The following is a 24,846-nucleotide window of genomic DNA, read 5'->3' on the forward strand; positions in this document are numbered from 1 at the left end:
ATTGATGAACTCACCCGTTGCCAATAGTCAAGCGGATCCATATCCGGCGCTGGGGTTACGGCTCGATCCTCGCTTTGTCGGGGGGTTGATCGAGTATGTCAGGGCGAGAGGGGGAATTCCCTTTGCCGAGTTCATGGATCGCTCTCTCTATGGGCTCGATGGTGAAGGGGGGTATTACAATTCGGGAGTCGTTTCGATCGGCAATGCGAGCAACGACGATTTTGTCACGGCACCGGAGCGAAGCCGTTACTTTGGCCGTACGCTTGCGAAAGCGCTGGTCGATATGCATACGGCAATGGGCCGTCCCGGGCGCTTTGATGTGATTGAGATGGGGGCTGGTAATGGGACACTGGCTCGCGACATCATCGAAACCTTGAAGATCGAGCATATCGAGCTTCATGACGCTCTTCGCTATACGATTGTCGAGCGCAGCCGTGCCTTGATCGTGCGTCAACAGCGCGTCCTGGCGGGGCGGCCGCGGGTCCGCTGGATTCACGCAAGCGCAGATAGTTTGCCGTTGCGGAAGGTTCGAGGCGTGTTTCTCTCCAACGAACTCCCTGATGCCTTTCCGGTGCACCGTGCCGTGGTTCGGCATGGGGAGCTCAACGAAATTTACGTCACCGTCGATTCGCATGGGAACTTCAGCGAAGAGGAGCGATCGCCGAGTGCGGCTCTCGCCGCCGTGCTTATGGACCTGAATAAGGTGTTCCCGATCGCTGCACAGCCAGAGGGCGAGCGGCTGACGGTCAATATCAGGGCCATACACTGGATGCGCGAGCTAGGAATGGCTCTCGATGAGGGCTATGTGCTGACTTTCGACTACGGAGGGCCGGGCGCCATCAGGAAGGCCCCCTATACCGTCTTTGACTGGGAGCAGTATCCCTTGGAGATAGGGTACCAATATCCCGGTGTGGTCGACATGACTTCCCATGTCGATCCCATTATCCTTTCCAAGGTCGGAGCTGGTGAAGGGCTGGAACCCATAGCTACCACTAAAGCGCCTCAGGGGGTATATGCCCAGCCTGTATTTCTTCAGGCGTATGGATTGAGGGAAAGCCTGCGTAGAGAGAAAGATTCCATCAAGCGAAATAGAGGCTTGAGGCTGTTGGGAAAGGATTATTCCAATTTCTTTGCATTGGTTCAGAGAAAAACACGCCAGATTTCATGCCCTGACAAAAGCAACGACCAGAAAGGACTTCTTTCTGGGGAGGCGCCAGTTCGACAGAAAGAAGGAGTTCATGTCTATCGCCTTGGTGACATCCCGGCGCTGAATGACATATCGCGGCGAGGAGAGTTTCCGGCTGGATACTACGTTCATTTCATGCGTCTTCCCAACATGGATGTCAATTTGTCGTCGTTCCGCCGGGGCAAAGTAATCTGTAGTGGGTGTGTCGGAGAGGATGGTCGTATCCTCTGGCCCGATGGCCTAAGGGTGCGTGCTGCTCACGATACATACATCGTAATTACTCCTTTCTCGGCATCTGAGATGGAGAATCGCTTGGTTCATGGCGGGAACGTCGCCAGCTGTGGACCATATGCACAGGGTTGCCTGCTTGGTGAGGCTAAGCAATAGCAGAGGGGTCGCTGTTCGGAGGGGTACGGAGGGCACGTCGCCACCATGGGCTAGGGTGGCGTTACAGAATTTTTTCGAATTTCTGCACTTTCTCAGAGCTTTATTTCTGTGCGCCTGGTTTTTTCTGAATTTAGTAGTATTGGCTAAAGAAAGTTTCTTTATTTCATGGCGCATGGAAAACTTAATTGAACTGTAGCTTTTGTGTGGTTGAGGGAGATTTTTAACAATTCATTGCGAAGCATTATTGTATTTCTCAGTATGCTTTATATTTTTATATCACGCATCTTTATAAATAGCATTTAGTCGTTTTTCCTCCTTTTTTTCATTGCACTGGCTGTTCGTTTGTCTATGATTTGGTGGAGTGGCACTCATGAGATCTAATTCTGTTTTCTCGACGTGATGATAAGAGTTGAGGAGCCAGGTAGCCGCTGCTCAGATTTTCCATCCTAAAAGGAGACATGGCATGGCGATCTTCAAGGTCAAGGAAAAGAAAGAAAACGGGGATGTTCCCGGGGCTGGTGGTGCCGGTGGCGGTGGCATCGACGTCCAAGAGTTGAAGAACGTCTTCGACCAGGCCGCCAAGAAATCGATGGAGGTCAGCAAGGTCAAGACCGAGGGTAACACTGAGGTCGATACCGCCAGGGCGGCTCGCCCGAACAATTGATGCGGTCACGACGGACGCTGGCGGGGCACCAGCGTCCGTTCGTGCTTGAAGTTCAGCTGCGCATTGCTGCTGTCATGTCTCGGGATGGGGCCCGGGCATGGTGGCATTTGATGACAGGTGGCATCCATGGCTTCCGTGACTTCGTTATTGATGCCGACGACCGAGGTGTTCTCCACCCTGGAAGTAAGGAGCGGCCTTCATGCGGGAGTGGCCGTGCCACTCGAACAGCCGGTCTGTCGTATCGGCTCCGCGACCGGCTGTGACGTAATACTGAGCGATGCCGACGTTGCCGCTGAGCATGTCATTCTGCGCTTTCACGCGCGGATGGTGGCCATCGAGGCGGTCGGTGGCGCTATCGAGGCCAACGGTAAACTGCTGGCGCAAGGCACCGGTTGGCGTACGCCCTTGCCGGTTACCCTTGTTGTCGGTGACGTGAAATTTGCACTTTCGCGCCCTGAGCTGTCGCTTCCGCCAGCCCTGCAGAGCGCCCAGCGAGGGGTGGGCATGCTCCAGCGTCGTGTGCAGGCGAGCGTGCCCGTAGTAAGGGAAGCACTGAGGCGTCGGCTTGCCCCTTTGCGAGTTGCCCTGCAGCGCTTCGCCTTGCCAGCGGTCCTCATCCTTAAAGTCAGGCTGGTGTGGTTGTGGTCCCGCGTCGAGCGAGCCACTGCTCCTGTAAGGCAGCGCCTCGGTGCCTGGCTCGCGCCGTTGGGAAGCTTCGTTTCCCGTCAATGGCGTCGCGTGCCGATCCCGGCGCACTGGCGCCACCGGCTGGCCCAGGTGCGCCAGTCGCCGACGCGTGTCCTGGCCAGTCGCAGCACCGCGGTGACGGCGCTCTGCACGACCCTGGCGATCATTGGCATCTACCAGCTCGTTGGCGTCGGCACGGCAGGGGCCAGCATCTCGGCTAGTGCGCTCCATACCACGGGCATGTTGCATCCACAGGCTGCCGAGGCGGCCCGCTCGCTGATGGTCGTCGATACGCCACCCGGCGAGGCGCTGGCCCAGCGGCTTGCCGAGGTCGGTCTGGAGGGGCTGCAGGTCCGGGATGCCGGCAATCATCTGGTCGTGGCCGGCGAGTTCCCACCCGAACGCTATGACGAGTGGCGCGACGTGCAGCTCTGGTTCGACCAGCACTATGGCGGTAGCCAACTGCTGATCAGCGAAGCTCGTCCGCAGCTGTCGACCGATTCGCCGGCCCTGCAGTTCCAGGCGGTGTGGTTCGGTGAGAATCCCTATGTCGTTGGCCCCCGGGGTGAACGCCTCTATCCCGGTGCCGCCCTGCAAGAGGGTTGGGTGCTGGCAGAGATCGCCGACAACCGCGTCACGGTACGCCGTGGCAACGACGAATTCTCCCTGACGCTGTAGCGGAACGCTGCCGGCCCCTTGCCATGGAGGCGACGCCATGAGAGTCACCGCCGATCGTATTCATGACGATCCTCGTCTTCGCTCCAGCGCCGGGACGGTGCCCCATGTCGGCGAGGCCGGCGGCAGCAAGCCTGTCGATCCGGAGCGACAAGCCGATTTCGCCAGGGCGGTGGAGGGCAGCCAGGCGCGTCGCCAGCAAGGCGGCACACTGCGCGAGCAGATCGAGCGCCTGGCGCTGCCCGTTGCCGGCGACCCTTCGCTTTATGCCGATGAGCGCAGCATCGGACTGCTGCAGCACGTGGTCGATGCGGTGTTGCCCGAGATGGATACGCAGGCCGAGGTCGTCGAGATGGCCGCGCAGCTGATCAATGAGGAAATCGCGCAGCGCCTGGAGTGGGCCGAACGACGCGCCGAGGCCGAGGAGCTCGAGCCATGAGGGATGGCGACCAGGGAGCGGCGGAGCTGTTGCACATGATGGGGCATCTTTATCTCAAGAGCGGCGAAACGAAGCGCGGCCTGGTGCTGCTGCTGATCGCGGTGCATGTCGCCCCCGAACATGCCGGCATCCTGCACACGCTGGCCCGGGCCTTCATCGCGGTGGGCGACACCTCGAGGGCGCTCGACGCGATCGAACACCTCGAGCGGCTACAGGGAGCCTCGCCCGGTCTGGTGTTGCTGCAGAGCCGGGCACTGTGGGCGGCTGGGCAGAAGGACGAAGCCCGACGTCGTTTTCGCGATTACCTGCAGCAGCGGGGGAATGCATGAGCGCGGTCCTGGCAAAGCTCAATCTCCTTGCCCAGCGAGCTGCCCAACGCAGCGACGTGGTCATTGCGCTGTTCATCGTGCTGGCGGTGGTCATGATGATCATCCCCTTGCCGACGACGTTGGTGGATGCGCTGATCGGCATCAACATCGGTTTCAGCCTGCTGATCCTCGTCGTGGCGTTCTACATCTCGCACCCGGTCGAGTACTCCTCGCTGCCGCCCATCATCCTGCTGGCCACGCTGTTCCGCCTGGCGCTTTCCATCACCACCACGCGGCTGATTCTGCTCGATGGCGATGCCGGGAAGATGGTGTCGGCGTTCGGCAATTTCGTCATTGCCGGTGAGGTAATGATCGGCCTGGTGGTATTCCTGATCATTACCGTGGCCCAGTTCCTGGTGATCACCAAGGGCGCCGAGCGGGTCGCCGAAGTGGCCGCCCGCTTCATTCTCGATGCCATGCCGGGCAAGCAGATGAGTATCGACAACGACTTTCGCAACGGCGATATCGAGCAGGCCGAGGCGCGTAGCCGGCGTCAGCGGCTGGAGCAGGAGAGCCAGCTCTACGGAGCGATGGACGGTGCGATGAAGTTCGTCAAGGGCGATGCCATTGCCGGGCTGGTGATCCTGTGCGTCAACCTGATCGGCGGCCTGTCGATCGGCATGGTCAAGCGGGGCATGTCGTTCGGCGAGGCGGTGGACACCTATTCGTTGCTGACGGTCGGCGACGGGCTCGTGGCCCAGATCCCGGCGCTACTGATCGCCGTCGGCGCCGGTACCGTCGTGACGCGGGTCAGTTCCAGTTCCGGCCATAGCGGTGACCTGGGCAGCGAGATCGTCGGCCAGCTCGGCAGGAGTGCCCGGGCGTTGGGATTGACCGCCGTCATCCTGTTTTTCGCTGCCTTTATCCCGGGGTTCGCTTCCGGGGTGTTCCTCACCTTGGCGGCTGGGTTGGGTTTCGCAGCCTTCGTCATGCATCGCCGGGAACGCAGCCTGGTGGCACAGGTTGATGCCAGCGGGGAGCTGTCCTCCCCGGCACCCCTGGCGGCTGGCGCCGCTCCCACTCCCACTAGGGAAGCGGCAACGCCGGCTGACGAGGAACCCGCGCCGAACGCTGACACTGCACCGGAGGCGGGTGGATCACATCGTGTGGTGCTGTGCCTGTCGGTCTCGCTAGCCGATGGGTTGTCTCTCGATGCCCTGCGCTGGGAGCTTGACGATGCGCGCCGCCGTGCCGGGGCAAACCTGGGAATCGAGATGCCGGGCGTCGGCCTGCGCACCGATGCGGCGCTGGAAGCCGATCATTTCGCCATCGAGCTCGACGAAGTCCCGATCACGCAGGGGGAGCTTCCCGCCGAGCGGGTGCTGCTCGACGACGACCCCGTGCACCTGGAGCTGCTGGAGGTCGAGGCCGCCGAGCATCCGTCGCCGTTGGGTCGGCACTCGGGGCACTGGGTGGCTGCGCAGGAGGTCGAGCGTCTGGATGAGGCCGGGATCGGCTATCGCAGGGCCGATCAGGTGTTGTGCCTGTGCCTGGAGCGCACCCTGGCCCGCTATGCCGGCGAATTCGTCGGCATCCAGGAGACCCGCACATTGTTGTCGCGCATGGAGCAGGACTATGCGGAGCTGGTGGGCGAGGCGGTGCGCGTGGTCTCGCTGCAGAAGATCTCGGACATCCTGCGCCGCCTGGTGGACGAAGGCATTCCGCTGCGTGCGCTGCGCACCATCCTCGAAGCAGTGGTGACCTGGGGCCCCCAGGAAGCGAACGTGCCGCGGTTGACCGAGCGGATTCGGGCCGCCCTTTCGCGCCAGATCTGCCATCGCTTTGCCCGCGCCGATAGGGTACTGCCGGCCTGGGTGGTGACCCGCCAGCTCGAGGAAGCCATCCGGGCGACGCAGCGCAGTGCCGATGGCGCTGCCAGGAGCGGCAGCGTGCCGGCAGCGCTGTCACGCGCCTTGAACCGCTGGTTCCAGCAGCGCCTGGAGATGCTGGACAGCGACGTGTCGCCGGTGGTGGTGGTGTCCGCCGATGTGCGTCCGGTACTGCAGCAGTGGGCGAAGCGGCACGAGCTGGATCTGCCAGTGATCGCCTGGTCCGAGGTGGCGCCGGAGTTCAGCCTCCAGTCGCTGGCCCAAGTCAGATTGCCGCAAGCGAACTCGCGGGGCGATGGCGAGGCTGCCAGCGCGCCCAAGGGTGAAGCGGAATGAACGACTCGAACGACAACCCTCCCCATCAAGGAGCAGTGACTGCGATGGCAGCCAGACCCTCGATTCTCCCTCCCTCCTTCGGCCCGGTACGCTTCCGCTATCTGGCCTGCTGCCTGACAACACTGCTGTCATGGCTCGTGCTGGCGGCTTCCGCGTATGCCCAGAATGTCGATCCTGGCGGGGAACAAGGGCTCACGCTGGAGACCGGACAGGGGCGCATCCTGCGCTTCGGCGAACCGGCCGAGTCGGTGTTCGTGGCCGACCCCGAGATCGCCGACGTACAGATCGTCTCCCCAGGGGTGATCTATCTCTTCGGCAAGGCCCAGGGCGATACCAACCTGATCGTCCTGGGCGCGGACGAGCGTACCCAGGCATCGATGCGCCTGCAGGTGCGTGATGGCGCCCAGGCGGTCAACCAGGCCCTGCAGGGGGCCGGGGGCGGGGCGCCGATCGTGCTGCGCATGGCCGGCAATCAGTTGGTGGCGGAGGGGGAAAGCGCCGACGTCGATAGTGCCATCGCCATCCAGTCGACGCTCGAGAGCCACGCGCCGGAAGAGGGGCGAGCGCTGGATGCCACCACTTACCAGGGCAGCACCCAGATCAACCTGCGCGTGCGCTTTGCCGAAGTCTCGCGTGAGGAGCTGCTGCAGTACGGCGTCAGCTGGAGCGCACTGATCAACAACGGCTCCCTGTCGCTGGGTGTGCTGCCCGGCTCCCAGGCCGGCATGACCTTCGGCACCCTGGGCGCGGGGGGGGACAGCGTCGATGGGCTGCTGCAGGCGCTGCAGGAGAACGGCCTGTTGCAGATCCTGGCCGAGCCCAACATCACCACGGTCACCGGGGAAACCGCCAGCTTCCTGGCCGGCGGCGAGATCCCGATTCCGGTACCGGTCAATCGCGACCTGGTCGGCATTGAGTACAAGCAGTTCGGCGTCTCGCTGCTGTTCACGCCGGTGCTGCTGCCCAACGATCGCATCTCGCTGCAGGTGCGTCCTGAGGTGAGCAGCCTGACCGGCAGCAGCGTGGAGGTCGGGGGCATCAGCGTGCCGGGGCTGCAGGTCCGGCGCGCCGACACCCTGGTGGAGGTGGGCAGCGGCCAGACCTTCGCCATCGCCGGCCTGTTCCAGCGCGACACCTTCAACAACATCGAGCGTGTCCCGGTGCTGGGCGATGTCCCGGTCCTCGGCAACCTGTTCCGCTCGCGGCGCTTCCAGCGCAACGAGACCGAACTGGTGATCCTGATCACGCCCTATATCGTCGAACCCGTCTCGGCGCCGTCGTCGGTTCGGCTGCCGATGGATCATGCCCGGGTCGCCGGTGACGAAGGAAGGCTCGATACGAGCAGTGCCTACCGGGTCGCGAGTGACGACCCCTTCGGCTTCCACCTGCAATGAACAAGGAGAACGAGGGCATGCGCTATCACACAGGCTGGCGAACCTGGCGACTTCTCCCCCTGGCGCTGCTGCTGAGTGGCTGCGCCTCGTCGATGGGGCCGATCTCCTGGGAGACCGGCTATCGGCAGGTGGGTGAACCCGCGGGGAGTGATACCGAGGCACTGCGCAGTAGCATCACGCCCAATACCTGTCGGGTGTCACCCGGCCAGGCCGGCATCGTACCCCTGCCGCCCGGTTGCGCCAACGACCTCAACCTCCAGGCCATGGTCGAGCGCCCCGGTGATCTGCTTCATGGACGTGCGATGGGGCCTGCAAGAGGCGCCCCAGTAGCGGCAGCGGCTCGCGAACGCCTGGAGGACCGGGAGCGTGCCAACAGCCGCCGTGTCGTGCTCGAGTCGGAGGCGCGTGGCTCCGCCAGCCGCAGCGCCACCACGGGGGATCTGTGAACGTTAGCCTGCAACTGCTGCTTCCCTGGGGCGCTTGGCCCCAGGGGAGGCGTCATCGCGCCATGGCCAGGCCCATGGCGCGGGCCCGGTCGGCGGGGTCGGCTATCTCGCCGATGCGCGCAGCCTGCTCGATCAGCGATTGGCGCTGGCTGGGGGACATCTCCGGCAGTGCGATGCTGTGGGCCTGCTCCAGCTCCTGGGCCAGCACCAGCACCAGCACCATGTTGCGGAAGTGGCGTTCCTCTGCCAGCGGTGAGTCGTTGACCCGACGCATCAGCTCGATGGCCTCTTCGTCCTCTCCGGCCAGCGAATGCGCCAGCGCCAGGTTGGTGAGGGCATCGGGGCTATGCGGCGAGAGTGCCGCTGCCTGGGAGAAGGCGTGCTGCGCCAACTCACCCTGGCCCAACAGGGCGTGGGCAGCGCCCAGGTGGCTCCAGGCTGCCAGGGTATTCACTTCCGGGGCTGCCTTGTGCAGGTTGCGTACCGCACTTTCGACCTCGCCAAGGCGCAACTGGGCCGTGCCCAGTCCCAGCAGGGCATCGGTGTTCTCGATATCGAGACTCAGGGCGGTGCGGAAGGAGGTCTTGGCGGCTTCCGCGTTGCCGGCATCGAGCCGAGCATTGCCGAGCCGTACATGGATCTGGGGGTCGTCGGCGGACAGCTCCGCCGCTCGCTCGTACATGGCGGCGGCCGTGGCGTGGTCGCCGCGCCGGCCGATGTCGTCCGCCAGGCTGAGCAGGCGGGCTTCCTCTCCGCCCAGGCCGCTGCCGGGGGTCGAGCAGGCGCCGAGTGTCAGACAGGAAAGCAGGATAGCGGGCATTCGTATGTCGTTGCGCATCACCGATGAGACCTCCTCGTATGGGGAAGCACGCCCCGAGTTTGCTTGCCGTGAAATACGCCTTTCAAGGAGCTTTCCGTTGCGGGTATTCCAGGGAAGCCTGTTACCTCGTCAGGTAAAGACGTTTCGATACTACTGCACCTTTATCCTCCTTGGTATAGGAAAAATCATTTCGGTATCGATGCAAAAGGGTCATGCAATATTCACTCTTATTGGTGTGGGTTTGGCCACTATTTCAGGATATTGCATTGCCGAGGAACAGGTAAGCGGATGGCCGATGGAGGAGTGGAAGGAGCGCGAGTATCGCTACGTCATCATCGATCAAGACGTACGCGACGTGCTTCGGGAAATGGGGCACAACCTGTCGCTACCGGTGGAAATTTCACGTGAAGTCAAAGGGCGGGTAAGAGGGGACATACGCGCCGGTACCGCCGAGGAGTTCCTTGAGAGGATCAGCGCCGCCAACGGCCTGGCCTGGTTCTTCGATGGCGGTGTGCTGCATGTCGCCACGCGGGGCGAGATGACGCAGCGCCGCTTCGAACTCAATGGAATCGACTCGCAGCGATTGATGGAGAACATTGAGGAATCCCGTATCGGCGCCCCCCTGCGAGTGCGACTGGTGGATGGCGGCTCGACGCTCCAGGCCTGGGGGCCGCCGGCATGGATCGACAGCGTGGCCAGGCACGTCGAACGCCTTCGTCAACCGACCCCGCGAGGTCCATCCGGTGTCCGGGTTTTTCGCGGCGGAACGACCGAGACCGCCGTCAGCGAATGACGGCGAAACGAAGAAAGCAGGCAAAACGAAGAGAAGAAAAGGAGGAAGAGATCATGGCGACTGAAGCCGTAGGTGCACCCGGTGGCAACGACCTTTCCAGCACGGATCAGCAGGCTTTCGATGCCGCCGTCGAGAATGCCCAGGCCCAGGCCATCGTCGGCCAGGCAGTGGGATCACTGGCGATGATGCACCTGATGGATTATGCCGGCGACATGCTCAAGGACGAAGGCTGACGTCGGTACGAATGCGGCAGGAATTGCCTGCCGTTCAGGCACACGTTATGAGGTGATTCGTGATGATGTCCGCGATGACGACAGGCGCGACGCCCGCCCCGATGGCGGAGGGCGTGGCGAATTCCGGAACGCTTGCCGAGCAGAATCTGTTCGAGCACATGGCACGCGTTTCCGGCTCGACCCTGCAGGCCGTGACCCCGGCCGAGCTGGGAGAGAACATTCTCAATGGGCTGGAAGGCACCCTCGAACGCATGCAGGCGTTCTCCTCCGGCCAGGGCGGCGAAGGGGGTGATGCCTCTCGGGCCGTGTCGGGCATCGAGAGCAACGGCAGCGTTGACGACCCCAGCGCCGAGGCACTTGGTGGCGACCAGTTCCAGCGCATGATCGACGCGTTCGGCTCGATGTTCGACCATGCGGTCGAGTCGAGGCTGATGGCGTCCTGCGCTGCCCAGACATCGGGCGCCACCTCGACGCTGCTGCGGGGATGACCGGTTTGCCCCTTATCCCACGACGCAGGGGCTTGCTCCGAGCGCTGTCGATTCTCGCCATGGCGCTGCTGCTGCAGGCGTGTGACACCGAGTTGTATACCGACCTCAGCGAGCGCGAGGCCAACGTCATGGTGGCGGCGCTGGCCAGGCACGGGATTCCTGCCAAGCGGGTCGCCGCCGATGGCGGTCGCATGACCGTCACCGTCGGGGAGGATCGCTTTGCCGAGGCGGTGGAGATACTGGATCGCCTGGGGCTGCCCCAGGAGCGCTTTTCCAATCTTGGCGAGATCTTCCAGGGCAACAGCCTGGTCTCGTCGCCGGTACAGGAGCGCGCTCAGATGCTCTATGCGCTCAGCGAAGAGCTGTCGCATACGGTGTCGCAGATCGATGGCGTTCTCACGGCCCGGGTGCACGTCGTTCTTCCCGAGAACGACCTGGTACGCCAGGACAGCACGCCTTCGTCGGCCTCGGTGTTCATTCGCCACGCGCCGGAGCTCGAGGTGGGTCCGCTGATCCCGCGGATCAAGACCTTGGTGGCCAACGGCATTGCTGGGCTCTCCTACGACAACGTCTCGGTGGTGCCGGTGGCGGCGGTGAGGCTGGAGCCCCGGGTGGAAGTATTGCCACTGCAGACGAGCACCTTTCTCGGTATCGCCATGCCGACCAGCAGCGTCGGACGCGTCAGTTGGCTGTTCGCGGTCCTCGTCGCCGCCCTGCTGGGGCTGGCCGGCGCGGTGGGATGGATGGCCTGGCAGCGTCGCCGGCGCGCGCCCTATGACCTGGAGCCGCCCGCATGAAGGGAACGCATACCGTCGCCGAGCGGGGAGTGCCGGCATGGCGAGCCTTCGTCGCGGCGCCAGCGCGCTGCGTTGCGCGCCCCTGGTTGCAGGATTGCCTGGGAGACATCGCCGGTGATGCTCTCCTGGAGTCGCTGATGCGTCACCCTCGCTTCCAGCGCCGCCTGGCGCAGCGGCTGATTGACCGGCATGGCCTGATGCCACCCGAGACGCTGCCCGCGCCCGCGGAGGAGGACGCTTGGCTGCTGGCGTTGCCGGCGTCGGCCGGTGCCGACCTGGCCCACTACTGCGGCGTGATCTGCCATGCCGCCGCCTTCGTACGCGAGATACGCGCGCCGCGCGTGGTGGCGCTCAAGCATCGCTTCGGCGATGCCGCCTTCGCCGCCGCGCTGGCCAACCGCGGGCTGGCGGTGGCGGCAGCGGCCGCTGACGACATCGAGCGGCTGGCGCGGGAGGTCGAGCGCGATGGGCAGGCCTGCGTCTCGGCCTGGCTGTCGCTGCAGCCGCCCGAGCTGGCCGCCTGGCTGAGGCTGGGGTTGGCCAGCGGCTTGCCGGGGGAGGGGGCGCTGGAAGAAGCCTCCCCCGAAGTTTGCCGGCAAGGGCCGCGCATCGTGCGCTGCGCCGCTGCCATCGTCGATGCAGAAATAAGGGAATCAGAGCATGCACCCACTGCCGACACGCCCGGGTAAGGTCATCCTGCGCGGCGACGAGGCCCAGGCCTGGATCGATGGCTACGCCTTTCTCGAGCGCGCCCGTACGCACGCCAGGGAGATCGAAGCGAAGACCCGACATACCGCCGCCAGCGCCTATGCCGACGGCTTCGAGGAAGGACGTCGGGAGGGCGAAGCCCGGGCGGCCGAGCTGCTGGCCCAGACCACTGGGCGGGTGGAGCGCTATCTGGCGGGGCTCGACCAGGCGTTGGCCGACCTTTCCCTGCGCATGGTGCGTCGCATCCTGGGTGAGTTCGACGACGCCGAGCTGGTGAGCCGCTGCGCGCGCCAGGCCCTGCGTGAATTGCGCCATGACATGCGGGTCAGCGTGCGCGTGGCGCCGGAGCGGGTGGCAGCCGTCGAAGCGCTGCTGGCCCAGGGGCCGGCGATCCCCCAAGGCCCCGCCTATCGCGTCGAAGGCGATGCGCAACTGGGGCCGGGCCAATGCCTGCTGGTCAGCCCGGTGGCGATCGTCGATGTGGGGCTCGATGCCCAACTGACCGCCTTGCGTCGAGCGCTGGCGAGTGGCCAGGAGCCGCACCGATGACCTCCCCAGAGATCGATCTCGAGGCGCTGCTGCCGCGGCTGGGCGCGCGGCTGGAGGAAGCCGAACCGCGTCCGGTGCACGGCCGGGTGCGGCGTATTCGCGGCCTGCTGGTGCACGCCAGCGTCGACGGCACCGGCATCGGTGAGCTGTGCTACCTGCGCGACCCTGTGAGCGGGCGCCATGTCGCCGCCGAGGTGATCGGCTTCGAAGAGGAGCATGCCATTCTCTCGCCCATCGGCGACCTTCAGGGCATGTCCACCCGGGCCGAGGTGATCGCCACCGGCGGGCCCCAGGGCGTGCCGGTGGGGGAGGCGCTGCTGGGTCGGGTGATCAGCCCGCTGGGCACCTTCCTCGATGCCGCGCCGGAGCGCGATCTCGACGCGCTGCGCCTCTGCCCGGTGCATGCCGAACCCCCCAGCCCTCTGGCGCGACAGCTGATCCAGCATCCGCTGGCGCTGGGCGTCCGCGCCATCGACGGCCTGCTGACCGTGGCGCGTGGCCAGCGCGTCGGCATCTTCGGCGAGCCGGGGGTGGGCAAGTCGTCGCTGCTCTCCGCCATCGTGTGCGGCAGCGAGGCGGAGGTCATCGTGCTGGGGCTGATCGGCGAGCGCGGTCGCGAAGTGCGCGAGCTGCTTGACGTGCAGCTCGATGCCAAGGCCCGCCAGCGCACGGTCTGTGTGGTGGCCACTTCCGACCGCCCGGCCATCGAGCGGGCGCGCGCCGCCATGGTCGCCACCACCGTGGCGGAACACTTCCGCGACCAGGGGCGCGACGTCCTGCTGCTGGTCGACAGCATCACCCGCTTCGCCCGGGCCCAGCGCGAGATCGGTCTGGCCGCCGGCGAGCCGCCGACCCGGCGCGGCTACCCGCCCTCGCTCTTCGCCGCCTTGCCGCGCCTGCTGGAGCGTGCGGGGCCGGGGGCCAGCGGGAGCATCACCGCGCTCTATACCGTGCTCACCGAGGGCGACAGCAGCCTCGATCCGGTTGCCGAGGAGACGCGGGCCATTCTCGACGGCCACATCGTACTCAGCGCCGACCTGGCCAAGCGCGACCACTTTCCGGCCATCGACGTCCTCGCCAGCCGCAGCCGCCTGATGGATGCCGTCATCTCGAACGAGCAGCGCCGCAACGCCGGCCGCATTCGCGAGCTGCTGGCACGCCATCGCGATGTCGAGCTGCTGCTGCAGGTCGGTGAGTACCGCGAGGGCAACGACCCCCTTACCGACGAGGCGATCGCCAGGCATGCCGCCATCGAAGCCTTCCTGCGCCAGAGCGAGAAGGAGTACAGCAACTTCGAGGAAACCCTGAGACACATGAGCGAGCTGCTGTCATGACCGATCGACTCCGACTCGAGCAACTCATGACGCTGCGTGAGCGGCGCGAACGCCTGGCCGCGGCCGCTCTGGCGGCGCAGCAACGGCGCTGTCGGGACGAGGCGCGGCGCATCGAAGACCTGGAGCTCGCCCTCGAACGTGAGCGGGACGACTTCGACCGGCTCGAGCAGGCATGGTTCGACGCGGTGGAGGGGGCGACGCTGTCGCCGGCGGAGCTGGCACAGGCGCGCCAGGCCATCGACGATCATCAGCGGCGCCAGGCCGAGCTGGCCGAGGCGCGTTCGGCGGCCGAGCGGGAGCGCTGCCGGCTGCTCGAGGAGTGTGCCCGGCGGGCGGAGACCTGGTCGCAGCGCTGCCACGCCCGGCAGGCGCTGGGGAAGCTGCTCGAGCGCCGTCGCCGGGACGATCGCATCGTCCAGGAGGGGCGCCTCGAGGCGGACCTCGAGGTCACCCTGCCGCGCGGAGGGCCGCCATGACCAAGCTCGACCTGATGCCGGCGACGGGGCGGCAGGGCTCGACGACGAGGGGCACGGTCGTGGCGGCGCGTCTGCCCCGGTTCTCGCCGGAGCAGGCGACCCTGCTCAACGCGCTGCATCGGCCCCGCCCCGCGCTCGCCCTCAGCCTGGGCGAACGGGCGCTGCGGCTGCGCATCCTTCCGCCGGCCGAGCCGACTCCCTTGCCGGTCGCGCTGGGGCTGTCGCTGGGCGACGCCCCCGCGCTACTCCGGCTCGGTCACGACGGCCTGGCGCTATTGACGCGGCATCTGGCGCTGCGCGCCGGGCTGGAGACGTGCGAGCCCGACCTCACGGCCCTGTGGCTGGAGTACGCCCTGCTGGAGTGGGTCGAGCCCCTGGAAGCCCGGCTCGGCGTCGCCCTGCGGCTGGACGGGGGGCAGCCCTCGTTCGACGGCGACGAGGCCCTCGACATCCTGCTGCAGCTGGAGGGCGACGGGGGCACCGGCCAACTGCACCTGTCGCTGGGCGCCGCCGCCACGCGGGCCGTCGCGCCGCTGCTGGATGCGCTTCCCGCCGTCGCGCCCAGGGCCTGCTCGGCGCTACCCGTCACCGTGCAGTGGGTCGCCGGCCATCAGCGGCTGCGGCTGGACGAGCTGCGCGGCCTGAGGCCGGGCGACGTGGTACTGCTCGAGCGGCCGGTCAGAGCGCTGGCGGCCGCCGGTCGCCCGCTGGCCGAGGTGGAGGAGCAGGGCGGTGGACTGAGGCTGGTCACGACGCCACTCCCCGGGCCTGGCGACGACCTCGATGCGCCGCGCGCCGACGGCGATTCCCCCCGCAATGAAACCGGTAACCACAGGAGCCGTGACGCCATGGCAGAGAACCCCCGTAGTCCGAAACCACCGCCCGATACGGTGGCCCTGGATGGCCTGCCGATGCGCCTGGTGTGCGAGCTCGGCCGCCTCGAGCTCACGCTCGGCGAGCTACGCGAACTGGGGCCGGGAAGCGTGTTGCCGCTCACCCGGCCGAGGGAGGATGCCGTAGACCTGGTGGTCAATGGCCGGCCCCTGGGACGCGGGCGGCTGGTGGAGATCGGCGATGGCCTCGGCGTGCAGATCGTGAGGCTCACGGGCGATGAGTGAGTTCGAGCCCAACCTGGTCGGCATGATCATCGTGGTCGCCTCGCTGGGGCTGCTGCCCCTGGCGGTGGTGACCATGACCTCGTTCCTCAAGATCGCCGTGGTGCTGTTCCTGATCCGCAATGCCCTGGGCATCCAGCAGACGCCGCCCAACCTGGTGCTCTACGGCATCGCCCTGGTGCTGACGGTCTACATCACCACGCCGCTGGTCGGCGAGATCGCCTACCGGCTCGAGAGCCACGGCGGTTCGCTGGAGAGCGTCGAGGAGATCCGCGAGACCGGCACGCTGCTCCGCGGCCCGCTGCAGGAGTACCTGTCGCTCTACGCCAACGAGCGCGAGCGCATCTTCTTCATCGATGCCACCCAGAACATCTGGTCGCAGCAGGCGCGCGAGAATTTGCAGGAGGACGACCTGGTGGTGCTGATCCCGGCCTTCGTCACCTCCGAGCTGGTGCGTGCCTTCGAGATCGGCTTTCTCATCTACCTGCCGTTCCTGGTCATCGACCTGGTGGTGGCGAACGTGCTGATGGCGATGGGCATGGTGATGGTCGCACCGCCGCTGATCTCGGTGCCGCTGAAGATCTTCCTGTTCGTTGCCGTGGACGGCTGGTCGCGCCTGATGCACGGCCTGATCCTCAGCTACGGAGGCTAGCCACGTGTCCGGCGATACCTTCCTCACGCTGATGAACAATGCCCTGTGGACCGTGCTGCTGCTGTCGGCACCGGCGCTGCTGGCGGCGATCGTGATCGGCTTCGGCATCGGCCTGCTGCAGGCGCTGACGCAGATCCAGGACCAGTCGCTGCCCCAGGCGGTCAAGGTCATCGTGATCATGCTGGTACTGATCGTGGGCGGGCCGCTGCTGGTAGGCCAACTGGTCAACCTGACCGACCAGGTGCTCGACAACTTCCCCGCCTGGTCGCGCTGAGGTTCCATGGCACTCGACGAATACGTCCCCCTTCTCACCGAGCTGGTCTATCCCATGCTCATGGCCGCCTCCATCGGCATGACCCGGGCGCTGGGGGTGATCCTGATCACGCCGGCCTTCAATCGGCTCGGCCTGACCGGGATGATCCGTTCCGCCGTGGCCGTGACCATCGCCCTGCCGGCGATCCCATTCATCTTCTCCGCGCTGCCGTCGCTGGGGCCGATGTCGGCCTTCGGTCTCGCCGCCCTGCTGGTCAAGGAGCTGATCATCGGCGCCGTCATCGGCGTGGTGTTCGGCATACCGTTCTGGGCGGCGGAGGTGGCGGGAGAAGTGGTCGACCTGCAGCGCGCCTCGACCATGGGCCAACTGCTCGACCCGATGGGCAGCACCGAATCGGGCGTCACCAGCACGCTGCTGGTGGTGACCCTGGTGGCGCTGTTCTTCGCCTCGGGAGGCTTCATGATCCTGCTCGAGGGCTTCTATGCGAGCTATGCGCTGTGGCCGGTGGAGCGCTTCGTGCCGGTGCTGGAGGCCCGCAGCGCCCTGATGCTGCTGGACATGCTGGACCAGGTGATGCGGGTGGGCGTGATGATGGTCGCGCCGCTGCTGGTCGCCCTGCTGGTCGCCGACCTGATGCTCGCCTACCTGGCGCGCATGGCGCCCAGCCTGCACGTGTTCTCGCTGTCGCTGGCGATCAAGAACCTGCTCTTCACCTTCCTGATGCTGCTCTACGTGGTGTTTCTGATCCCGCTGCTGATGGAGGAGCTCGGCGCGCTGGGGGACGGCTACCGCCGCCTCGAAACGCTGCTGAGCGGCATCCCCCCGCTGGCAGGGGAGCGAGGCAGCGCATGAGCGAGAAACCCAGCGAAGAGAGATCGCTGCCGCCCTCCGAGAAGAAGCTGCGCGACGCACGCAAGAAGGGGCAGGTCAGCAAGAGCTCGGACATGGTCACGGCCATGGTGATGCTGGGCGGTACGCTCTACCTGCTCATGGCCGCCGACGGTATCGAGCGGCGCGTGCGCCACCTCATCGGCACCATCACGCGGCTCTATCACGAGCCTTTCGACACCCTGTGGCCACGCCTGCTGGCGCTGGCGGCGGAAATCGTGGTGCGCTCGGTACTGCCGATCATCGTCATTTCCGTGGTGGCGGCCGTGCTGACCAACGTCCTGATCATGCGCGGCCCGGTGTTCTCGGTGGACCCGGTCAAGCCGAGGTTCGAGCGCATCAATCCCGCCGAGGGCCTCAAGCGAATCTTCTCGGCCCGCGGCCTGATCGAATTCGCCAAGTCATTGTTCAAGATGGTCGCGCTGGCCACGGCGTTCGTGATCGTCTTCCGGCTGAGCCTGCAGACCCTGCTGGATTCGCCGCGCTGCGGCTTCGGCTGCCTGGAAGGGGTCTTCATGGCACTGCTCGAGCCGCTGATCGTGACCGCTCTGGTCGCGTTTCTCGTGGTCGGGCTGATCGACGTGCAGATGCAGCGCTGGCTGTTCCGGCGCGACCAGCGCATGACGCGAACCGAGCACAAGCGCGAGCGCAAGGACCTGGAGGGCGACCCCGAGATCCGCCGCGCCCGTCAGCGCGAACGGCGCGACATGTACGCCCACAGCGCGCGCACCGGCCTCGAGAACGCCTCGCTTATGCTGGGCGCACCCGGCGACTGGCTGGTGGGGCTGCGCTACGCCAAGGGCGAGACCCCCGTGCCGGTGATGGTATGCAAGGCCGCGCCCGAGGAGTCCGCCGCGCTGTTCGAAGCGGCTTGCACCCGGGGCGTGGCGGTGGCCAACCGGCCGGATCTGGCGGCTCGCATCGCCAGGCGCACCGCAAAGGGAGGGCCGATTCCCCAGGACACGTTCCAGGCGGTCGCCGATGAATTGGTCGCAGCCGGGGTCATCTAGTTCGGGCCGCCATTCGCGAGGCGAGGCGATGTCGATTTCAACGACGCTCATACGAAACATGAGTACTGGCCAGTAAGCTAATCTAAGGAATCACCCCGGAGAGACCACCATGCAATACATGCTGATGTGCTGTATCGACGAAGCGCTGTGGAACGGCCTGCCCGATGCCGAGCGCGATTCGGTCATGAACGACTACAACGCCCTGATCCAGGAGATGGTCACCAGCGGCCACTACCGCGGCGGCGCCCGGCTGCAGTCGGTGGATTCGGCCACCACCCTGCGCGAGCAGAACGGCAAGGTGGTGACGCTGGACGGGCCCTTCGCCGAGAGTCGCGAGCAACTGGGTGGCTTTCACGTAGTGGAGTGCCGTGACCTGGACGAGGCCCTGGGGCTGGCCCGGCGTATCCCGCCGCTGCGGGTCGGCGGTTCGGTCGAGGTGCGACCGGTGGACCCTGCCTATCGACTGTGAGGCCTCAGTGACCCTGGACGAACTCTATCGCCGCGAGTATGGCCGCGTGCTGGCCAGCCTGATTCGCCGTTTCGGCCACTTCGAGCTGGCCGAGGATGCCGTGCAGGCGGCCTTCGAGGCGGCGATGGTGCAGTGGCCGGCCCAGGGCTGGCCACCGAACCCGACCTCGTGGCTGATCGCCACTGCACGCCACAAGGTCGTCGACCAGTTGCGCCATCAGCAGATGCGCGAGCGCAAGGGCGACGAGCTGCGCCAGCACCTGGAACTGCTGCTCGATCAGGACCTCGAGGCCGAGCCGCTCGACAGCCTGCGCCTGATCTTCGCCTGCTGTCACCCGGCCCTGGCGCGACCCGCCCAGGTGGCACTGACGCTGCATACCCTGGGCGGGCTGCGTACCGAGGAGATCGCCCGCGCCTTCATGGTGCCGGTGCCGACCCTGGCCCAGCGGCTGGTGCGGGCCAAGGCCAAGATCCGCGATGCCGGCATTCCCTTCGAGGTGCCCGACGACGCGGCGCTGGGGGAGCGCCTGGAGTCGGTGCTGGCGGTGATCTACCTGATCTTCAACGAAGGCTATGCGGCCAGCTTCGGCGACGACTGGGTGCGCAGCGACCTCTGTGCCGAGGCGATTCGCCTGGGGCGGATGCTGGTGCGGCTGCTGCCGGCGGAACGCGAGGCGCGTGGTCTGCTGGCGCTGATGCTGCTGCACCACTCCCGGCGCGACACGCGTACCGACGAGGTCGGCGACATCGTGCTGCTGGAGGAGCAGGATCGCACGCGCTGGAACGTCGACGAGATCGAGGAGGGCGCCGCCCATATCGAGGTGGCGCTGCGTGGCAGCCCGCTGGGCCCCTACGCGGTGCAGGCCGGCATCGCGGCCCTGCACGCCCAGGCGGTGATTCCGGCGGAGACCGACTGGCGGCGTATCGCCGCGCTCTACAGCCTGCTCTACGCCCTTCAGCCCACCCCCGTGGTGGCGCTCAACCGGGCCGTGGCGATCGCCATGGCCGATGGGCTGGAAACGGGCCTCGAGCTGCTCGAGAAGATCCACCTGCCCAACTATCACCTGCTGCCGGCGACGCAGGCCGACCTGCTGCGCCGGCTGGGCCGGCATGACGAGGCGGCGACGCATTACCGCGAGGCGCTGACGCTGGTCACCCATGACGCCGAGCGGCGTTTCCTCGAGCGCCGCCTGCGCGAGGTAGTGGCAAACGCCGCCGATGTCGATTTGCCGTTGGCTGGTTCGAGAGAGGGATGAGGCCTCTTGGCTATCCCAAGTTCATCACTCAGGAGAGATTCCCATGAGCTACGTCGATGGATTCGTCGTGCCGGTTCCCGAAGGGAACCTCGACGCTTACCTGGACATGGCCCGGCAAGCTGGCGAGATCTGGCGCGATCACGGCGCGCTGGAGTACGTGGAGTGCGTGGCCGATGACGTCCCGCCGGGAGAGCACACCTCCTTCCCGCTGAGCGTCAAGCTCGAACCGGGGGAGACGGTGATCTTCGCCTGGATCCTCTACGCCTCGCGCGAGGAGCGCGATCGCATCAATGCCAAGGTGATGGAGGACCCGCGCATGGCCGGCATGATGGATCCGGCGAACCATCCGTTCGATGGCAAGCGCATGATCTGGGGTGGGTTCCGCGAGGCGCTGAGGCTGCCCTAGCCCGGGGTCAGCCAGGCGACGCCAAGTCCCACCACCGCGGAAGCCACTGTCGGGCCGGCAATGCAGCGGGCCAGGCGAGCATTGCCGGCGCTGACCGACAGCACCACCTTGAACAGATTGTTGACCGAGGCCGCCAGCACGATGCCCTGCACGGCGGTGGAGAGTTCGATGGTGCTCGCCGCCATGCGGCTCAGCGACAGGGCAACGGCATGCACGTCCGCCATGCCGGAAACGGCGGCCAGCAGGTAGACGCCGGCATCGCCGAGCCAGGCGCGCAGCCACTCGCCCAGCACCATGACCACCGTCAGCAGGGCGCCGAGCAGCAGCGCGGCACGCAGCTCCAGCGGGTTCTGGGTCATCGGCCGGTCGGCCTTGAGGTCGCGGCGATGGCGGCGCCATAGCCACAGCGCCGGCAGGAAGAGCGTCACGCCCATGGCCGCGACCGGTGCCAACAGGCGCGGCAGCAGCGCGGGGCCGAGCAGGGCGGCATAGAGCAGCAGGCGCGGCAGCATGGTGCCGCAGGCCAGCAGGATGCCGGCGGCCAGCATCGGCGCGAGTTCCGGCTCGCGCTTCGATTGGCGGGCGTACTGCAGGGTCAGGGCGGTGGAGGAGGTGAGCCCGGCGAACAGCCCGGTGAACAGGATGCCCTTCTCGGTGCCGCCGAGGCGCACGGCGAAGTAGCCGACGAACGAGATCGAGGCGATCAGCACCACCAGCCACCAGATCTCCCGAGGATTGAGCACGCCGCCGGGGCCCATGTCCTCGTTGGGCAGCAGTGGCAGCATCACCACGCTGATCAGCAGCAGCTTGAGCCCGGCATCGAGTTCGTTGGCCTGAAGCTTGTTGAGCAGGCCATGGATCTCACGCTTGTTGTCGAGGGTCAGCGCCGTGACCACCGCGCAGGCCGTGGCCAGCCCAATGTCCACCGCCACCGCCAGGGCGCCGAAGCAGAACGTCATCAGCAGCCCGATCAGCCCGGTGATGCTGTAGTCCTGGCTCTGCTCCATGCGCGCCCGGTAGCCGACCAGGGCGATGATCGCCACAGCCAGGAAGATCAGCGGAAAGGCCCAGCGCGTCAGCGCTTCCGCCAGCAGCGCCGCCACGCCGCCAAACAGCCCCACCAGGGCATGGGTGCGCACCCCGGCGACCCGTTCGCCCCACTCTCGCTCACGAGCCACCCAGCCGCGCTCGATGCCGATCAGCGCACCCAGCAGCAGCGCCACGGCGAGCTCCACGAGGATCGCATGATCGGCAAGGAAGCTGCTGGCGACGTCCTCCATTTCCTGTCCTTCCCTGGAATGTCCTTTCCCCAGCGTGGAACGCCATGCGGCGGCCTTCAACCCGACGATGGCCGAACCCATTCAGCGGCGGCGGGGCACTTGCCAACGGATGGACTCTTGCCGAATACTGTATTTGTTTACAGTAAAAGTCCCTGGAGGCTCCATGTCACTCGCTCCGCTTCCCTCGCCGCGTATCGTCGGCAGCGCCGCAGCACGGCTCGGGCAGCGCACCCAGCCCCTGTTGGGCTGCCGGGTGCGGGCCGGCTTCCCCAGCCCTGCCGACGACCACCTGGACGGCGACCTTGACCTTCACGCGCATGTCGTGCGACGGCCGGCGTCCACCTATTTCGTGCGAGCCGAGGGCGATTCGATGCAGGGCGACGGCATCCATCACGGCGACCTGCTGGTGGTGGATCGCAGCCTGGAGCCGCTGCCGGGACGGGTGATCGTGATCGCGGTGGATGGTGAACTCACCGTCAAGCGGCTGGCGCATCAGCGAGGGAGAACCGTGTTGCTGGCCAGCAACCCGCGCTTTGCGCCGATTCCGTTGGAAGGGCGCGAATGTCATGTATGGGGCGTGGTGACCCATGTGATCCATGCGCTTCCGGGAGCGCCGGCATGATCGCCCTGGTCGACGGCGACAGCTTCTACGTCAGCTGCGAGCGGGCCTTCGACCCGCATCTGGAAGGGCTGCCGGTCGGCGTGCTCTCCAACAACGACGGCTGCGTGGTGGCACGCTCGCGGGAACTCAAGGCGCTGGGGGTGGCCATGGGAGCGCCGCTGCACCAGTTGCCCCCGGCCATTCGCCGCCAGGCCGTGCTGCTTTCCAGCAATTACGCCCTCTACGGCGATGTCTCGCGCCGGATGAACCAGGTGTTGGCCGAGTTCTCCCCGGCGGTGGAGCTCTACTCCATCGACGAGAGTTTCGTGCACTTCTCTGGCTTCGATCCCGGGGCGCTGGAGGCTCATTGCCACCGGTTGCGCGAGGCGGTGCGACGCTGGACCGGCATCCCGGCCGGCGTGGGCCTGGCGCCCACCCGGGTGCTGGCCAAGCTGGCCAACCGCTTGACCAAGCGTGAGCCGGCCTACGAGGGGGTCTGTCGGCTCGAGGCCGACAGCGATGCGACCCGCCGCCTGCTCGAGCGCCTGCCGGTTGCCGAGCTGTGGGGCGTGGCCCGACGTACGGCCGAACGGCTGCAACTGATGGGCATCGAGACGGCCTGGCAGCTGCGCCAGGCCGATCCCAAGTGGATTCGCGGCGCCTTCTCGGTGGTGCTCGAGCGCATCGTCTGGGAGCTGCGCGGCCATCCGTCGATCGAGCTCGAGAACATGCTGCAGCCACGCCAGCGCATCCTGGTGTCGCGCTCCTTCGGCAGGCTGAGCGACGCGCTCGCCGATCTGCAGGCCGCCACGCGGCAGCATGCCACGCGGGCCGCCGAAAAGCTGCGGCGACAGGGCAGCCTGGCCCGGGCGGTACTGGTCTTCGTGCGCACCAACCCGCATCGGCTGCAGGATGCCCAGTACGCCAACAGCCACGTCGTGGCACTGCCGGAGCCCTGCAACGATACGCCGACCATTCTCGCCGCCGCGCGCCGGGCGCTGGCGGCCATCTTTCTCGAAGGGCATCGCTACCAGAAGTGCGGCGTGATGCTGCTCGACCTGGTGGACGCCGAGCGCCGTCAGCTGTCGCTGCTGGAGGAGCCGGCTGACGCGCGGCGACGCGATCGCAGCCGACGCCTGATGGCGGCCCTCGATCACCTCAACCGCGAGATGGGGCGTGACACCGTGCGCTTCGGCCTGCCGCACCAGGATAACGCCTGGGCCCTGCGCTGCCAGCGCCGTACCCAGCGCTACACCACCTGCTGGAAGGAGCTGGTGACGGTCAAGACGGGATGACCGCGATGGCTCTCCTCGGGGGCAATCACGTGGCGGGAAGGCGCCCCGGGTGCCATGCTGAAGACGACTGCCCGTGTGCAGGAGATGCCTATGCCGTGGCCCATTCGCTGGCGCTGTTCGCTGTCGCTGCTGTGCGGTGTCGTGCTGTTGGCGGGGTCGCTGGCGACGAGCGCGCGTGAACTCGCCGCCGAGGTCGACGAGATGGTCGAGGTGGAAGTCGCCACGGTGGGGCTGGCCGGCTTCGGCGGTCCCCCGGTGGTGCTGCTGCGTGAGCCGGGCGTGCGCGAGGTGATTCCGATCTTCATCGGCATCAGCGAGGCGGGCGCCATCCTGCGCGGGCTGGCCGGCGAGCGCTCGCCCCGGCCCATGACCCACGAGCTGCTGGGAGACGTACTCGGCGAGGTCGACGCCACTCTGGAGCGGGTCTACGTCGATGCCATCGTCGACAATACCTTCTTCGGCATGCTGGAGCTGAGCCTGCCGGGGCGCGAAGAGACGCTGCTCATCGACAGTCGCGCCAGCGATGCCATCGCCTTGGCGCTGCATGCGGGGGCGAGCATTCACGTGGCCCCGCAGGTGCTCGAGGCGGCCCGCAGCATCGACTACGAAGGGCTCGACGAGCGGGTGGTCGTGGCGCTGGGCATCACCGTCACGCCAGCCACCGACGACCTGCGCGAGGCGCTGGGCCTGCCTGACCGCCCCGGGGTCCTGGTCAGCGACGTACACGGCCCGGCAGTGGAAGCCGGCCTTCGGCCTGGGGCGCTGTTGCTCGAAGTGAACGGCGAAGTGCCCGAGACGCCACTGCGCTACCTCGAGCTGGTGCGCGACACCGCCGTGGACGAAGACGCCCGGCTGCGCTACTGGCAGGACGGGGAGGAGCAGGAGATCGAGGTCACCACCGACGTGCCCCCCCGACAGCCCATGCCGAAGCTGCAGGAAGACGTGCCCGGCATTCGCACCTGAGCGTGGTACGTACGCCGGGCCAGCGGGGC

29 protein-coding genes and 1 pseudogene are annotated in these 24,846 nt (G+C 66.5%); 28 read left to right on the plus strand and 2 right to left on the minus strand.

Going from position 1 to position 24,846, the window contains the following annotated elements; genetic code table 11:
- Nucleotides 1-4: 4 nt before the first annotated feature.
- From I4484_RS04025 to I4484_RS04060, 9 genes and pseudogenes are all read left to right on the plus strand, one after another.
- Entirely contained in the window at nt 5-1,573 is a 1,569-nt protein-coding gene (locus tag I4484_RS04025; protein WP_197449737.1) for an SAM-dependent methyltransferase, read from the plus strand.
- 463 nt (nt 1,574-2,036) lie between these two features.
- Nucleotides 2,037-2,237 (plus strand): hypothetical protein, encoded by a 201-nt coding sequence (locus I4484_RS04030; protein WP_197449738.1) that lies wholly within the window; start codon nt 2,037-2,039, stop codon nt 2,235-2,237.
- Nucleotides 2,238-2,387: 150 nt separating this feature from the next.
- Nucleotides 2,388-2,528: pseudogene (locus I4484_RS21020) on the plus strand (FHA domain-containing protein); the annotation flags it as partial.
- Nucleotides 2,529-2,975: 447 nt separating this feature from the next.
- Nucleotides 2,976-3,602, plus strand: a complete 627-nt coding sequence (locus tag I4484_RS20835) for an EscD/YscD/HrpQ family type III secretion system periplasmic domain-containing protein (protein ID WP_234283598.1) — start codon at nt 2,976-2,978, stop codon at nt 3,600-3,602.
- A gap of 37 nt (nt 3,603-3,639) precedes the next feature.
- Nucleotides 3,640-4,038, plus strand: a complete 399-nt coding sequence (locus tag I4484_RS04040; RefSeq protein ID WP_197449740.1) for a hypothetical protein — start codon at nt 3,640-3,642, stop codon at nt 4,036-4,038.
- Nucleotides 4,035-4,367 (plus strand): M48 family metallopeptidase, encoded by a 333-nt coding sequence (locus I4484_RS04045; protein ID WP_197449741.1) that lies wholly within the window; start codon nt 4,035-4,037, stop codon nt 4,365-4,367. The genes I4484_RS04040 and I4484_RS04045 overlap by 4 nt, the downstream gene beginning before the upstream one ends.
- The gene (sctV, locus tag I4484_RS04050; RefSeq protein WP_197449742.1) at nt 4,364-6,571 is read left to right on the plus strand and encodes a type III secretion system export apparatus subunit SctV; all 2,208 of its coding nucleotides are present in this window, start codon (nt 4,364-4,366) and stop codon (nt 6,569-6,571) included. Before I4484_RS04045 ends, sctV begins: the two co-directional genes overlap by 4 nt.
- 44 nt (nt 6,572-6,615) lie before the next feature.
- Nucleotides 6,616-7,965, plus strand: coding sequence for a type II and III secretion system protein family protein (locus I4484_RS04055; RefSeq protein WP_197449743.1), 1,350 nt, complete (start codon nt 6,616-6,618; stop codon nt 7,963-7,965).
- Nucleotides 7,966-7,982: 17 nt separating this feature from the next.
- Nucleotides 7,983-8,411, plus strand: a complete 429-nt coding sequence (locus I4484_RS04060; protein WP_197449744.1) for a hypothetical protein — start codon at nt 7,983-7,985, stop codon at nt 8,409-8,411.
- A gap of 52 nt (nt 8,412-8,463) precedes the next feature.
- Here the strand turns inward: I4484_RS04060 and I4484_RS04065 are convergent, their stop codons facing one another.
- The gene (locus I4484_RS04065) at nt 8,464-9,231 is read right to left on the minus strand and encodes a tetratricopeptide repeat protein (protein WP_197449745.1); all 768 of its coding nucleotides are present in this window, start codon (nt 9,229-9,231) and stop codon (nt 8,464-8,466) included.
- A gap of 4 nt (nt 9,232-9,235) precedes the next feature.
- On the opposite strand from I4484_RS04065, the gene I4484_RS04070 reads away from it, so the two are divergent.
- The 16 genes from I4484_RS04070 to I4484_RS04145 all read left to right on the plus strand — a co-directional run bounded on the left by I4484_RS04070 (nt 9,236) and on the right by I4484_RS04145 (nt 20,678).
- Nucleotides 9,236-10,024, plus strand: a complete 789-nt coding sequence (locus tag I4484_RS04070) for a hypothetical protein (protein ID WP_197449746.1) — start codon at nt 9,236-9,238, stop codon at nt 10,022-10,024.
- Between the two features lie 53 nt (nt 10,025-10,077).
- Entirely contained in the window at nt 10,078-10,257 is a 180-nt protein-coding gene (locus I4484_RS04075) for a hypothetical protein (protein WP_167111630.1), read from the plus strand.
- A gap of 59 nt (nt 10,258-10,316) precedes the next feature.
- Entirely contained in the window at nt 10,317-10,745 is a 429-nt protein-coding gene (locus tag I4484_RS04080; RefSeq protein ID WP_197449747.1) for a hypothetical protein, read from the plus strand.
- A gap of 32 nt (nt 10,746-10,777) precedes the next feature.
- Nucleotides 10,778-11,542: a type III secretion system inner membrane ring lipoprotein SctJ gene (sctJ, locus tag I4484_RS04085; protein WP_234283596.1), complete on the plus strand. Its 765-nt coding sequence runs from the start codon at nt 10,778-10,780 to the stop codon at nt 11,540-11,542.
- Nucleotides 11,539-12,231 (plus strand): hypothetical protein, encoded by a 693-nt coding sequence (locus I4484_RS04090; protein WP_197449749.1) that lies wholly within the window; start codon nt 11,539-11,541, stop codon nt 12,229-12,231. Before sctJ ends, I4484_RS04090 begins: the two co-directional genes overlap by 4 nt.
- Nucleotides 12,203-12,799: a type III secretion system stator protein SctL gene (gene sctL / locus I4484_RS04095; protein WP_197449750.1), complete on the plus strand. Its 597-nt coding sequence runs from the start codon at nt 12,203-12,205 to the stop codon at nt 12,797-12,799. The genes I4484_RS04090 and sctL overlap by 29 nt, the downstream gene beginning before the upstream one ends.
- Nucleotides 12,796-14,133 carry a FliI/YscN family ATPase gene (locus I4484_RS04100; RefSeq protein WP_197449751.1) on the plus strand — a complete coding sequence of 446 codons (1,338 nt, stop codon included), beginning with the start codon at nt 12,796-12,798 and terminating at the stop codon, nt 14,131-14,133. The genes sctL and I4484_RS04100 overlap by 4 nt, the downstream gene beginning before the upstream one ends.
- A complete protein-coding gene (locus tag I4484_RS04105; protein ID WP_197449752.1) occupies nt 14,130-14,609 on the plus strand; it encodes a hypothetical protein in 480 nt (159 codons plus the stop codon). Before I4484_RS04100 ends, I4484_RS04105 begins: the two co-directional genes overlap by 4 nt.
- Nucleotides 14,606-15,727, plus strand: coding sequence for a type III secretion system cytoplasmic ring protein SctQ (gene sctQ / locus I4484_RS04110; protein ID WP_197449753.1), 1,122 nt, complete (start codon nt 14,606-14,608; stop codon nt 15,725-15,727). The genes I4484_RS04105 and sctQ overlap by 4 nt, the downstream gene beginning before the upstream one ends.
- Nucleotides 15,720-16,376 (plus strand): type III secretion system export apparatus subunit SctR, encoded by a 657-nt coding sequence (sctR, locus tag I4484_RS04115; RefSeq protein ID WP_197449754.1) that lies wholly within the window; start codon nt 15,720-15,722, stop codon nt 16,374-16,376. The genes sctQ and sctR overlap by 8 nt, the downstream gene beginning before the upstream one ends.
- 4 nt (nt 16,377-16,380) lie before the next feature.
- Entirely contained in the window at nt 16,381-16,650 is a 270-nt protein-coding gene (locus I4484_RS04120; RefSeq protein WP_197449755.1) for an EscS/YscS/HrcS family type III secretion system export apparatus protein, read from the plus strand.
- A 6-nt stretch (nt 16,651-16,656) separates the two neighbouring features.
- Nucleotides 16,657-17,502 (plus strand): type III secretion system export apparatus subunit SctT, encoded by an 846-nt coding sequence (sctT, locus tag I4484_RS04125; RefSeq protein WP_197449756.1) that lies wholly within the window; start codon nt 16,657-16,659, stop codon nt 17,500-17,502.
- Nucleotides 17,499-18,548 carry an EscU/YscU/HrcU family type III secretion system export apparatus switch protein gene (locus tag I4484_RS04130; RefSeq protein ID WP_197449757.1) on the plus strand — a complete coding sequence of 350 codons (1,050 nt, stop codon included), beginning with the start codon at nt 17,499-17,501 and terminating at the stop codon, nt 18,546-18,548. Before sctT ends, I4484_RS04130 begins: the two co-directional genes overlap by 4 nt.
- 109 nt (nt 18,549-18,657) lie before the next feature.
- Nucleotides 18,658-19,017, plus strand: coding sequence for a YciI family protein (locus I4484_RS04135; protein ID WP_111413156.1), 360 nt, complete (start codon nt 18,658-18,660; stop codon nt 19,015-19,017).
- A 7-nt stretch (nt 19,018-19,024) separates the two neighbouring features.
- The gene (locus I4484_RS04140; RefSeq protein ID WP_197449758.1) at nt 19,025-20,272 is read left to right on the plus strand and encodes an RNA polymerase sigma factor; all 1,248 of its coding nucleotides are present in this window, start codon (nt 19,025-19,027) and stop codon (nt 20,270-20,272) included.
- 43 nt (nt 20,273-20,315) lie between these two features.
- Complete coding sequence (locus tag I4484_RS04145) at nt 20,316-20,678, plus strand: DUF1428 domain-containing protein (RefSeq protein ID WP_111413158.1); 363 nt, start codon at nt 20,316-20,318, stop codon at nt 20,676-20,678.
- Here the strand turns inward: I4484_RS04145 and I4484_RS04150 are convergent.
- The gene (locus I4484_RS04150; protein ID WP_197449759.1) at nt 20,675-21,958 is read right to left on the minus strand and encodes an MgtC/SapB family protein; all 1,284 of its coding nucleotides are present in this window, start codon (nt 21,956-21,958) and stop codon (nt 20,675-20,677) included. The two genes, I4484_RS04145 and I4484_RS04150, sit on opposite strands and share 4 nt — an antisense overlap.
- Before the next feature lie 163 nt (nt 21,959-22,121).
- On the opposite strand from I4484_RS04150, the gene I4484_RS04155 reads away from it, so the two are divergent.
- From I4484_RS04155 to I4484_RS04165, 3 genes are all read left to right on the plus strand, one after another.
- Nucleotides 22,122-22,580: a LexA family transcriptional regulator gene (locus I4484_RS04155; protein WP_197449760.1), complete on the plus strand. Its 459-nt coding sequence runs from the start codon at nt 22,122-22,124 to the stop codon at nt 22,578-22,580.
- Nucleotides 22,577-23,854, plus strand: a complete 1,278-nt coding sequence (locus tag I4484_RS04160) for a Y-family DNA polymerase (protein WP_197449761.1) — start codon at nt 22,577-22,579, stop codon at nt 23,852-23,854. The genes I4484_RS04155 and I4484_RS04160 overlap by 4 nt, the downstream gene beginning before the upstream one ends.
- Nucleotides 23,855-23,944: 90 nt before the next feature.
- Entirely contained in the window at nt 23,945-24,817 is an 873-nt protein-coding gene (locus I4484_RS04165) for a bifunctional nuclease family protein (protein ID WP_234283595.1), read from the plus strand.
- Nucleotides 24,818-24,846 lie beyond the last annotated feature (29 nt).

It is taken from the genome of Halomonas sp. SS10-MC5 (genome assembly GCF_015992245.1).
Lineage (GTDB): Bacteria > Pseudomonadota > Gammaproteobacteria > Pseudomonadales > Halomonadaceae > Halomonas > Halomonas sulfidoxydans.